14 protein-coding genes are annotated in these 11638 nt (G+C 50.9%); 5 read left to right on the forward strand and 9 right to left on the reverse strand.

The features are described from left to right. Positions 1-33 precede the first annotated feature (33 nt). Both IPP75_03080 and IPP75_03085 read left to right on the forward strand, forming a co-directional pair. The gene (locus IPP75_03080; protein QQS70094.1) at positions 34-216 is read left to right on the forward strand and encodes a hypothetical protein; all 183 of its coding nucleotides are present in this window, start codon (positions 34-36) and stop codon (positions 214-216) included. A gap of 26 nt (positions 217-242) precedes the next feature. Continuing rightward, positions 243-1268, forward strand: a complete 1026-nt coding sequence (locus IPP75_03085; protein QQS70095.1) for a transposase family protein — start codon at positions 243-245, stop codon at positions 1266-1268. A gap of 172 nt (positions 1269-1440) precedes the next feature. Here the strand turns inward: IPP75_03085 and IPP75_03090 are convergent, their stop codons facing one another. Further along, positions 1441-1713, reverse strand: a complete 273-nt coding sequence (locus IPP75_03090) for a hypothetical protein (protein ID QQS70096.1) — start codon at positions 1711-1713, stop codon at positions 1441-1443. Positions 1714-1991: 278 nt separating this feature from the next. Between IPP75_03090 and IPP75_03095 the strand changes: the two genes are divergently transcribed. Then, complete coding sequence (locus tag IPP75_03095; GenBank protein ID QQS70097.1) at positions 1992-2141, forward strand: hypothetical protein; 150 nt, start codon at positions 1992-1994, stop codon at positions 2139-2141. On the opposite strand, the gene IPP75_03100 is transcribed toward IPP75_03095, so the two are convergent. The 8 genes from IPP75_03100 to rpsU all read right to left on the reverse strand — a co-directional run bounded on the left by IPP75_03100 (position 2099) and on the right by rpsU (position 10788). Further along, positions 2099-4903 carry a vitamin B12-dependent ribonucleotide reductase gene (locus IPP75_03100; protein QQS70098.1) on the reverse strand — a complete coding sequence of 935 codons (2805 nt, stop codon included), beginning with the start codon at positions 4901-4903 and terminating at the stop codon, positions 2099-2101. The two genes, IPP75_03095 and IPP75_03100, sit on opposite strands and share 43 nt — an antisense overlap. A 109-nt stretch (positions 4904-5012) precedes the next feature. After that, complete coding sequence (gene nrdR, locus IPP75_03105; GenBank protein ID QQS70099.1) at positions 5013-5483, reverse strand: transcriptional repressor NrdR; 471 nt, start codon at positions 5481-5483, stop codon at positions 5013-5015. Between the two features lie 170 nt (positions 5484-5653). Continuing rightward, positions 5654-6991: a cell division protein FtsZ gene (ftsZ, locus tag IPP75_03110; GenBank protein ID QQS70100.1), complete on the reverse strand. Its 1338-nt coding sequence runs from the start codon at positions 6989-6991 to the stop codon at positions 5654-5656. Positions 6992-7154: 163 nt separating this feature from the next. Continuing rightward, positions 7155-8393, reverse strand: coding sequence for a cell division protein FtsA (ftsA, locus tag IPP75_03115; GenBank protein ID QQS70101.1), 1239 nt, complete (start codon positions 8391-8393; stop codon positions 7155-7157). Positions 8394-8665: 272 nt separating this feature from the next. Then, a complete protein-coding gene (gene map, locus IPP75_03120) occupies positions 8666-9412 on the reverse strand; it encodes a type I methionyl aminopeptidase (GenBank protein QQS70102.1) in 747 nt (248 codons plus the stop codon). Between the two features lie 28 nt (positions 9413-9440). Then, positions 9441-9986, reverse strand: a complete 546-nt coding sequence (locus tag IPP75_03125; GenBank protein ID QQS70103.1) for a nucleoside monophosphate kinase — start codon at positions 9984-9986, stop codon at positions 9441-9443. Next, entirely contained in the window at positions 9983-10432 is a 450-nt protein-coding gene (locus tag IPP75_03130) for a GatB/YqeY domain-containing protein (GenBank protein QQS70104.1), read from the reverse strand. The genes IPP75_03125 and IPP75_03130 overlap by 4 nt, the downstream gene beginning before the upstream one ends. 140 nt (positions 10433-10572) lie before the next feature. Then, positions 10573-10788, reverse strand: coding sequence for a 30S ribosomal protein S21 (gene rpsU / locus IPP75_03135; protein ID QQS70105.1), 216 nt, complete (start codon positions 10786-10788; stop codon positions 10573-10575). A gap of 136 nt (positions 10789-10924) precedes the next feature. Here rpsU and IPP75_03140 point away from each other — a divergent pair, with 136 nt between their 5' ends. Both IPP75_03140 and IPP75_03145 read left to right on the forward strand, forming a co-directional pair. Further along, the gene (locus IPP75_03140) at positions 10925-11179 is read left to right on the forward strand and encodes a hypothetical protein (GenBank protein QQS70106.1); all 255 of its coding nucleotides are present in this window, start codon (positions 10925-10927) and stop codon (positions 11177-11179) included. After that, positions 11169-11618: a type II toxin-antitoxin system VapC family toxin gene (locus IPP75_03145; protein ID QQS70107.1), complete on the forward strand. Its 450-nt coding sequence runs from the start codon at positions 11169-11171 to the stop codon at positions 11616-11618. The genes IPP75_03140 and IPP75_03145 overlap by 11 nt, the downstream gene beginning before the upstream one ends. The last annotated feature ends 20 nt before the right edge of the window (positions 11619-11638 follow it).

Genomic DNA, 11638 nt, shown 5'->3' on the forward strand with positions numbered 1-11638 from the left:
CAGCTGGCATAGCATGGGAGGATGACTATTACTATGCAGCAACACACGCTACCAACTATTGAAGAACTCAGACAGTTTGTCTCAGGCACTCAGTCACTTGACCTTACAATCGTACATAAGCAAGAGGCTTATGCCTGGTTACAGCAACTGGTCGTTCGTCTTGACTACCAGCACTTGGGCAAAAAGACAAAGGCGTCGTTCGAGAATACGCCATAGCCGTCACGGGGTACAGCCGTGCCCAGGTGACTCGGCTTATTGGACAGTACCTGCGGACTGGCTGTATTGCGCTGGAGCCAGTGAACACGAGAAACCAGTTTGCACTGCGCTACACGCGTGAAGACATTGGGCTGCTAGCAGAGCTGGATGATGCCCATGATCGGCTCAGTGGCAAAGCGGCAAAAGTTCTAGCCCAACGAGCCTTTGTGACATTTGGCGATGCACGCTACGAACGACTTAGCGCAATCTCCGTCAGCCACATATACAATCTACGTGGCACCGTAACATACCGTAACCAAAGCCATACGTTCACCAAAACGCAAGCAACAACAATAGCTATTGGCGAGCGCCGCAAACCACGCCCGAACGGTCAACCTGGCTTCATCCGTATAGATACTGTCCACCAGGGAGATAAGGACAAAGAAAAGGGTGTGTACCACATCAATCTGGTTGATGAAGTTACCCAGTGGGAGGTGGTGGTCGCGGTCGAGAGAATCACTGAGCGTTACATGCTGCCAGCCCTCGAAGCAGCTTTGGTGCTGTTCCCATTTGTCATTGTAGAATTCCACGCCGACAATGGCTCGGAGTACATCAACAAACAAGTTGCTGCCCTCCTGAAAGCAATGCTCATCAAGCTCAGTAAGTCTCGAGCCTACCAAAGCGGAGACAATGGATTGGTTGAAACCAAGAATGGTAGCATTATCCGAAAAGCCCTAGGCTATGCGCATATACCCAGGGAATATGCTCCGGATATTAACAGCTGGTACTGTACGTGGTTTGTGCCCTACCTGAACTTCCACCGACCCTGCGGTTACCGCATAACGAGCGTTGACTCAAAGACGGGCAAGAGGACACATCGCTACCCAGTCAATGGGTACATGGTACCGTACGAGAAGCTGAAGTCATTGCCAGACGCCAAACAATACCTGAAGACAGGCAGCAGTTTTGAGAAACTAGACGAAGTGGCGTATGCTGAAAGTGATACAGCTTGGGCGATAGCCATGAACAAAGCAAAAGACCAGTTGTTGAAGACACTATATACAAAACGCTAGCTGTTTGTTTCTGGTAGCTTCAGGCTCATTCTTGGATTGGAATATACTGCTCCCTTGTATGACTCAGGTCCACCTTGCCTCTAGTATCAAATGTGTCCCAGCTGGGACATATTTGATACTATCGATATCATTTCTAGCACAGAGTTTTCAGATATGTGTTTCTTGTTTTAGTTTACATCTGCGAGTATGCAGCGACATCACGCATGAGCGGCAGTTCTTCTCCGGCCCAGCTGTTTACATAGCCACCATCGTTGTCGGTAACTATAATAGCTGGCGTTGACATAACATCATATATTTTTGCAAGCTCAATCCCCTCGCGGCTATCGACATCTAGGATTTTTAGCGACGACTGATCTACGTCATGCTGCTTCTGTAAGTCATGCAGAAAAATCTCGACCTTCCGGGCGTGTTCAGAGTTTGGTTTATACAGCACAAGCACTTTCATAGCTAAAGTATACAACCGCCTGGCCTCAACACCAACCCATTGCAACCTCTCTTCACCCGAATCACGAATCTCAACACCACCGCAAAGGCGTGATTTTGAGCGATGCAAAGCGGAGTCGAAAGATATTCTTCTCACCTGTTTGTCCCATGATACAACAAGAAGATTCCTCGACTTCGCTCGGAATGACAGGGATAGAACTTCGTGATTCAGGTAACCTTCTTTTTGACGTGATAGTTTACTTATTTACCCGATAGTAACGATGGGTAAACTTTTGGTTGATGCCAGAAAAAACAAACGTCGCTATAGTGGCTGGCATCATACCTAATCAGAAGAAAGCCCCTGATGTTGCGAGGCTTTTTCTGGCTTGGGGACACGGGCACTTTCCCTATGAGCAGCCCGTTGTCGAGCCACAACTCGTGCAGACGTAGCAGCTGCCAGAGCGCTGAGTTTGGTTGCCACAGTTGTAGCAAAGCGGTGCGGTAGCATCCTTAATGGTCTGTTTCTTTTGCGTTGGCGCGTCAACCGGAACCGGTGCCATTGGCTGCGACTCTGCCGCCTCGCCACTTACCGTTACCTGCTTTGAGCTGGTGGGGGTTACTGGCACTTCTACTTGACTATCTGCTTCGTCGACACCGAGGAGGCTCGTTTGTTCCTCTGGCATGTCGTCGAGGCTGGCGAGACCGAGCTCAAGGCGGTCATCAAAGCTCAAGTAGTCCAGCGCCAGACGGCGCACAATATAGTCGGTGACAGAACTAGCGGTACGAATCTCTGGGTCATCGGTAATGCCAAATGGCGCAAAGCTTGTGCCACGCAGGGTTTTTACATAGCTCTTAAGGGGCACACCGTACTGCAGGCCATGGCTCACGCTTATAGCAAACGAGTCCATAAGTCCAGCGAGAGTTGAACCCTGGCGGCTCACGCTAATGAATAGCTCCCCGGGAGCACCATCTGGGTATTCACCAACCGTAAAGAAACCCTCGAGGTCGGCCACCACAAAACGGTAGGTCCGGCTGCTGCGAATCCGTGGTAATTTACGGCGAATGGCACCCTTTATGACAATCTTGCCATCTTCTGAGCCGCCTGCAGCTTCGTCTTTCTTGTCATCTCCGTCTTTCTTTGCCATGGAGAGAGGCTGAGCCACTTTACAGTTGTCACGGTAGATGGCAACAGCTTTGAGCCCCATTTTCCATGAATCAATATGAAGCTGTTCAATATCTTCGACAGTGGCAGACTCGGGCATATTGACCGTTTTACTAATAGCGCCAGACAGGAATGGCTGTACAGCCGCCATCATCTTCACGTGGCCGAGGTAGTGGATAGAGTTGTCGCCCATGGAGCAAGCAAATACCGGCTCGTGTTCTTTTCGCAGGTGCGGCGCACCGAGAATTGTCTTTTCGGTGTCTATGTAGGCCACAATATCGTTAACCTGTTCGTCGCTATAGCCAAGCGCCCTGAGCGCACGTGGTACAGTTTGGTTGACGATGCTCATCGTACCGCCACCGACCAGTTTTTTGACCTTCACGAGGCCAAGGTCTGGTTCAATTCCGGTGGTGTCACAGTCCATCATGAGGCCAATGGTACCTGTCGGTGCGAGTACGCTCGCCTGGCTGTTGCGCACACCGTAGAGTTCACCCAGCTCTACTGCCTCGTCCCATGCCGTTGCAGCAGCATTGAGTAAGTCCTCTGCCACTAAACTAGCGTCGATGTGGTTCACTGCCTCTCGGTGCATGCGGAGCACCTTGAGCATGTTGTCACGGTCTTTGTGGAAGCCAGAAAACGGACCAACCTTACGTGCCATACGCGCACTTGTCGCATAGCTGTGACCGGTCAATATGGCAGTAATGGCCGCGGCCTGCGCTCGACCCTCCGCACTGTCGTAGGGCAATCCCTGAGCCATGAGGAGCGCGCCGAGGTTAGCGTAGCCAATGCCAAGCTCGCGGTATGCACGAGCGTTCTTGGTAATCCGCTCGGTTGGGTAGCTGCTGTAGCCCACCAATATCTCTTGGGCGGTAAAAATGAGCTCAACCGTGTGTTTGAAGCTTTCGATGTCAAAGCTGAAATCGTCGTTCAAATAGTGGAGCAAGTTGATACTAGCAAGGTTACAAGCCGAGTTGTCGAGGTGCATATACTCGCTGCATGGGTTTGAGCCATTTATCCGGCCTGCGTTTGGTGTCGTGTGCCATTTGTTAATGACTGTATCGAATTGCATACCAGGGTCTGCACAACGCCACGCAGCCTCAGCAAACTGCCGGAAAATGTGCCGCGCCTTCACGGTGCGAACTGTTTTACCGGTACTGACCGCCTTCAGCTCCCAGTCTCCGTCGGCTTCGACCGCTTTCATGAATTCATCAGTAACACGGACGGAGTTATTGGCGTTCTGGTACTGCACGGAGTGGATGTCTTTGCCGTCGAGGCTCATATCGAACCCAGCGGCCTGCAGCGCACGCGCTTTGTCCTCTTCTATGGACTTACACCATATGAATTCCTCTATATCTGGGTGGTCGACGTTGAGTATAACCATCTTGGCCGCACGGCGAGTCTTGCCGCCGCTTTTAATTGCCCCGGCACTCGCGTCGGCGCCGCGCATGAAGCTTAAGGGGCCAGAGGCCGTACCGGCGCTTTTGCCGAGCGGTTCGACGCTACTACGAATAGGGCTGACATTGACACCGCTCCCAGAGCCGCCCTTGAAAATCATACCTTCGTCAGTGTACCACTGGAGAATTGCTGGCATGGTATCTTCGACACCAAGGATGAAGCACGCGCTTGCCTGCTGTGCGCGCTCCGGCGCACCAATGTTAAACCATACCGGGCTATTGAACGCTGCGCGCTGAGTCGCCAGAACGTATTTGAGCTCTTCTCGGTATGTTTCTGCCTCTGCTACTGTATCAAAATAGCCCTCTTGTTGACCCTGCCGAACCACCGTGTCTACGACACGGTCTATGAGCTGCTTGAGTGAAACCTCCCGTTCTTTTGTGCCTGGTGTACCAGTAAAGTACTTTTGCGCAACAATATTGAGCGCGTTTAAAGACCAGCTCTCAGGAATTTCAACATCTTTCTGCTGAAAAACTATTTCACCTGTAAACGGATTTTTAAGCTCCGAATCACGCTTTGCCCATGTAATTGCGTCGTATGCTTTCGATTTTGGCGCTGTAAAAAGCCGCCTCACGCTGCTATCTGTTGCCTGACCCATAGAACCCTCACTTTCTTTGCCTGTGCGCCACCTCGCGCACAAAACCTTATTGTTTTATATTTCACACTTTGTGTTGGTAGTTTTATTCATACGGAGAACCAATCTGTCGCTAATCGGTCACTGCTTGCTTGCGCTGTCGTATGTGCGATAGTTCGCGCTCAAAGCTCGCAATATCACTAAACCGCCTGTATACGCTCGCAAACCGGACATACGCCACTTCGTCAAGTTCGCTCAGTCGGCTCATGACCATTTCGCCGATTTTCCCGGAACTCACTTCGTTGTCTGCTCTGGCGTATAGCTCATGCTCTATGCTCTGCACGAGTTTCTCGAGCTGCAGACCCGTAACCGACGTTTTTTCACAGGCCCTGTATAGCCCCGCCAAGAGCTTTTGGCGATTAAAAAGCTGCCGCGTACTGTCGTTTTTTACGACAATAAGCTGTGGCTGTTCAATACGTTCGTATGTGGTAAAGCGGTAGCCACACGTGGCACACGCGCGGCGCCGACGGACTGATTCACCTTCTGCGACATCACGACTTTCGATAACTTTCGTATCGTCGCACGTGCATTGGCTACATTTCATTCCTTGCCTCCCCTTATTATTTGAAATGTGCGCGCACCAGAACAAGGAAGCTTCTTACCCTCCGCTTGCTACATATAGCGTTTTGTATACACATCATACCCCTATGGGTGGGGTAAGGTAAAGCATATTTATGCTGTATTATTTAATACACAAACCGCTTGTTGTATCTGTTATTTATCGATGTCTTCAGAATCGACACTGTCTTTCGAGCGGCGGCGAGTTAGCCTGCGAAGGAACGAGGGCTTTTCAAGTTCGTCTTCATCGTGTTCGGAGACAACAGGCGCATGCATGTCGGTTTTTTCTTGCGGGGAGCTTGCTTTATCATCATCGTGCTGTATTGCCCATATGTTGGGCATGGGTGTTTCACTAGTAAAGTCAGCAGCATCATCTGCTTGTTTTGCGCTGTTGTCCTTAATAGACATGTCCAGCTCTTCCATGTCTTTCTCCGTAGTTTTCGCCACGGATTCGAGCGGCTGAGTTATGGTACTTTCCTCGGGCACGGCTGGCTGCGCAGGAAGCGATGTTACGGCCGCCTGTCGGTTCGCAAAATAGGAAGCGTCAAATCCGGTTGCAACAACCGTGATGATAATCTCACCGTCGAGCTCAGGACTAATGGTAGCACCGAAGATAATGTTTGCGTCTGGGTCGGCCGCAGCCGTAATTGCCTCGGCGGCGGTATTGATTTCGTGCATGGAGAGGTCTTGGCCACCAATGACATTGAAGAGAATTCCCCTAGCGCCATCTATAGACACTTCCAGTAGTGGCGACTCAATAGCCTGTTGCGCAGCTTGGATTGCCCGGTTTTCTCCACTGGCACGTCCAATGCCCATAAGCGCAGAGCCAGCGTTCCTCATAACTGCCTTTACATCGGCAAAGTCAAGGTTGATGAGTCCGTGTACGGTAATAAGGTCAGAAATGCCCTGAACGCCTTGACGCAAGACATCGTCGGCAACCTTAAACGCTTCTAGGAGCGGTGTGGCACGGTCAATTGTTTGAAGAAGTCGGTCATTGGGAATAATAATAAGTGTGTCAACGGCATTCCGGAGTTTTTCTATTGCAGAGTCAGCGTTACGGCGACGTTTATCGCCCTCAAATGCAAATGGCTTTGTCGCAAAGCCAACGACAAGAACGCCCATCTCTTTTGCAATCTGAGCCACAATATGCCCCGCACCGCTGCCCGTACCGCCTCCAGCGCCAATGGTCACAAATATCATATCGGCACCCTGCAGGGCGTCTTTGATTTCGTCACGCGACTCGTTGGCTGCCTGTTCGCCAACAGCCGGGTCTGCGCCAGCACCAAGCCCCCGTGTCGTATCGCGGCCAATGTGAATTTTGGTTCCTGCTTGTGAGTTATGAAGCGCCTGTGCGTCGGTGTTTATGGCGACAAATTCAACGCCTTCTACGCCAGCCTCAACCATACGGTTTATGGCCGCGCCACCAGCACCACCAACACCAACCACTTTTATTCGTGCGAATGTTTCAATTGCTGGATCAACTGCCTGTGCCATTACAACGTCCCTCGCTTAGGTTCAAGACTAGTATAACTGAGCACGTTAAGGAGTTCAACCACACTTGGGTACAAAATTAGTCTGGGCTGTATTTTGCCGAATACTTTTCCCGCTCAACCGCACATAGCCTGAGTATCTCGCGTGTTCGCGTGGCAGTAAGTTCTTACCTACGGACGCGCTTTAGTAGCTTGCCGACCGTAGACTGCAGGCCACCGCCGAATAAATCCGTTGAAGTGATTTGGTCGTTTACGTACGGTGCAAGTAGTATATCGAGGAGCATTAACCCTGTTGCGGTTGCAAATGAAGGGTCATCTACCGTGTCGACCAGTCCCGCAAGCCCGCGTATCTTACCAATCCGCGCAGGAAGTTGCAGCCGCTCTTTGGCAAATTCCGCCAGACCAGGCAACGCTGCACTACCCCCAACGATGACGACACCACCAGGTAGTTTCCGAGAGCGGTGAATTTTTTGCAGCTCTTTGTCGACATATTCAAATAGCTCCTCTACCCGCGCCTCAACAATCATATTTGTCTCGGCCTGTTCAAACGTGTGTCCGGTGCCATCAACAATAATTCTATATGTCTTGTCGGTTGTATCACCAATGGTAACGTGCTTCAATTTGACCTGCTCCGCTACGTCTAGGTCGGTCTTTAGGCCAATGGCAAGGTCGTTTGTTATGTGCGTGCCGCCCATGGGTATAACTGCTATATGCTGGATTTCGCCGTCTTCTATAACCACAACGTTCGTCGTACCAGCGCCAATATCCACCACAGCCGTACCCGCCTCTTTCTGTTTGCGGTCAAGCACAGCCTCTGCGGCCGCCAAGGACGATACCGTGCGGTGCTGTGGTCGAACCTGCGCCTTCTCGAGCACAAGGTCTAGGTTACGGACGTTTGGGGTTGCCGCCGTCAGAATATGACAGTCTACTTCCAGTCGCACGCCGTGCATACCAACCGGGTCTTTCAAGTTGTCTTGACCGTCAAGCCGGTAGTTTTTGGCAAATACCTGCAATATTTCGCGGTTTGCTGGCAGCTTTACAATTGCCGCTGCCTCTTCCACCCTGTCTCTGTCTTCTGCCGTAATCTCACGGTTAGGGCCACTGATAGCAATGGTCCCGCGTGAATTCATGCCACTCACATGCGCCCCGTTTACATTAACCGTGGCGTGTTCTATCCGTACGCCAGATATACGCTCTGCCTCAGTGATTGCCTGCACAATTGCTTCAACCGTTTCGTCCACATGCATAACAACACCCTTACGCATACCCTGATTTGGACTGCTGCCATGTCCAATGACAGATATAGCCGCCGGGTCGTTCGTGTCTCGCGCACCAATGACACAGCGAACGGTAGACGTGCCGATATCAAGACCGACGTAGTGTTCAGGTGGATGGCCATCGCGCATATTGACCCCAGTATACCGCTAGAGCTTGCTTACGCGCAACTATTGTTATGATCTTGTTCTTACGGGAGCCGCAAATTGTATACAATTTGGGTTGTGTCACATGTAACCTGTAACGTGTCACATTGGATGACCATGTAACCTGTAACGATTGGAACTCAATTGTTACATGGTAATTGTTAATTCATGCGTGACAGGTAACAGGATAATTGGTACACAAGCCGAAGAAATTGCATGCAATTTCCGGCTTCCGGACCGTGTCTGGTGCCGACCCACTAGACTTGCGTCAATATTTCGCAGCCTTCTTGGGTAACAAGGACAGTGTGTTCAAACTGGGCGCTGCGACTGCCGTCGACCGTTAGGAGCGTCCAACCGTCGTGTGCACCGAAGATTTTGTGGTCACCGAGTGTGGTAATTGGCTCAATTGCTATAGTCATACCAGCTTTCAGCGTTGGGCCAGTACCGGCATGGCCGTGGTTTGGTATTTCGGGTGCTTCATGAAGCTCATGCCCCACACCGTGACCAACTAGCTCGCGCACGATACCAAGGTTGTACGAACGCAGTACTTTCTCTATGGTGGCAGATATATCCCCTACACGTGCGCCGTCTCGCACGACATCGAGCCCTGCATATAACGCCTCTTCCGTGCCCTTCAGAAGCCGCACTGCATCTGCATCTGGTTTGCCCCCTATGCACACCGTAATCCCTGCGTCAGTTATCATACCTTTTACTATCACGCCGTAGTCAAAATTCACAACATCACCGTTCTTAAACGGCACCTCGTTCGGTATGCTGTGCTGCACCTCGTTGTTGTTAGATATGCAAATAATGTCTGGGTAGCCTTCAAAGCCCTTAAAAGCCGGCACACCGCCGAGCCGTTCTGTTTCCTTCGCCGCCAGCTCAGAAACCTGCTTGGGTGTCATGCCGACGCGAACTTCGCGTCGGATTTTTTCTAGAACAGTCGCCAAAATACACCCGCTTTCACGCATAGCCTTTATTTCGGCATCTGTTTTTGGCTGCATCTGTCTCTAGCCTTTCTTGGAAATACTATTAGAATTTTTCAGGTATGCCCAGCGCATCAACAATGTTTTTATATACCTTAGTAGGAGTGCCGTCGGCATTGACATCGTGTACAACCACGCCACCCTCACGAAACTGCTGCAAAATAGGCTGGGTCTTGCTTGCGTACAACTTGTAGCGTTCGGTGATGGCCTCGGGTGTGTCATCTGGGCGACCGCGGAGACCAAGGCGGCGGCGTGTCTCTTTTTCGCTCACGTCCATGTGGACTACCACTGGCTTCCCGAACCGACCTTTTTTGACCTGTTTCATAAGCCACTCCACCTGAGTCGCCGTGCGGGGAAACCCATCGAGGATAAACTCGCCCGTTGTGTCGATGATGTCAAAAACCTTGTCTATCATATCTATGGTTTCATCATCGGTCATAAGCTTGCCTTCTAGCATTGCCGCCCGGCGGTGCCCAGTCAGGAACAATCGAAATATCTCACCAGTCGATATATAGGCATAGCCGTGTTCGTCGGCTAGTTTGTGCCCTTGCAAGCTTTTTCCAGCACCGGCTGGCCCCATCAGTAGTATCATGATAGTTTCTCCTTAACTAGTTTCGCTATTAGACTGCCGTCGGCTGTATTGCCAACCTTTGATTTCACTTGGCCTATGACCTGCCCCATCTGTTGCAAGCCTGCTGGTTTCACTTCATTTAGCACTTCGTCTATTATGGCCGCCAGTTCCGCCTCACTCAATTGCGCCGGAAGGTAGGCTTCTATGATGGCCTTTTCGGCAAGCTCTTTGTCGGCTTTTTCCTGAGCACCACCCTGTATATAAAGCTCCGCGCTTTCCTGGCGTTTTTTGGCTTCTTTGGAAAAAAGCGCAAGGATTTCATCGTCAGTCAGGCCTTCTTCACGCTTGCCAGCTGCCACTTCCGCATACAAAATGACGCTCTTGAGACCCCGCAGGGTTTCAAGGCGCAGCGAATCACCAGCCAACATGGCCGCCTTCACATCATCTTGTAATTTCTGCTTTATCATACCGACTCCCCTTCCCGCGTCGTAAACGTGAGTAGGCCAGTGCAGTTTGAGATGAAGCGGGAAGCCCGTAAGCGAGCCGTACTAAGGTACGGTGAGCGCGGACTGGAGCGGTTCGCTCAAAATGCGCGGCCTAGTCGCGTTTACTTTTGGCCAAGTTTAATCTTCTTTAGCTTCAGAGCCTTCCGCTCATTGCGGATGATTGCCTTCTTACGGCGATCGCGCTTGCTCAGTGGCTTCTCGAAGTATTGGCCTGATTTAACGGCGATAACGAGCCCGGATTGCTGTACGCGGCGATTAAACCGTCGCACCAGGTTTTCGGCACTCTCTTTCCCGTCTTTTCGTGTCACTTCTATCATAACCGTAGGAGTATAACAGGGATAGACACAAGAGACAAGAGATAAGAGATAAGAAAATCACGCGTCAACCGAAGTTCATTTAAAGTTAACCGCAACTTGCAACTTCCGGTGAACTTATGCTACACTATTCTACAGTATGGCAAGTATTATTATTTCTACTAAACAGTTGCGAACCGATATGCCACGAATACGAGCTGGGCTGGCACGCGGCAATTCATACACAGTAGTGTACCGCTCGCAGCCTATAGGGGAAATTACCCCGACAAAATCTGTTGACACCCACAAACCAACGCTTCCCGCTGGCGGGCGTTTTAACTTCACCAAACAGCTTGGGCGTGAACTTACGCCGGAATTATTCAATGAAATAGCCCTCACGAAATATGACAGCTGAGAAGAGCGTAGTTTTTCTCGATGCCAATGTCCTACTATATTATCTCGATGGCAGCAGTCCGCATCACGCGCACACAGAAAATACGCTGAGCCACTTCATAGAAATCGGGGCGGCGTTATGCACGTCACACCATGCGCTTGAGGAGGTCTTACACGTCACGTTGCAGGTGTTTGGCGCAGAGGCAGTACCCGATGCGCTGGGTGACATTTCGAAAATACCAGGTCTATATCTCCTCGAACCAATTGCAGATTTTGCATTCGCACAGCGCTACACAAAACTTCTTGGGTCAGTAAATGTCGGGCTGAACGACTGCCTCATCCTTCAACTCATGCTTGACAATGGCATCCCCCACCTCTATACCTACGACGAGAAACTTGTCCGCGCCGCTACTGCACTCAACATCAGCAGCATTACAAATAACATAAAATCACCCCCGTAAAAGGGTAGGGCTTTGCGCTT

The organism is Candidatus Saccharibacteria bacterium, from assembly GCA_016700375.1.
Taxonomy (GTDB): domain Bacteria; phylum Patescibacteriota; class Saccharimonadia; order Saccharimonadales; family UBA4665; genus JAGXIT01.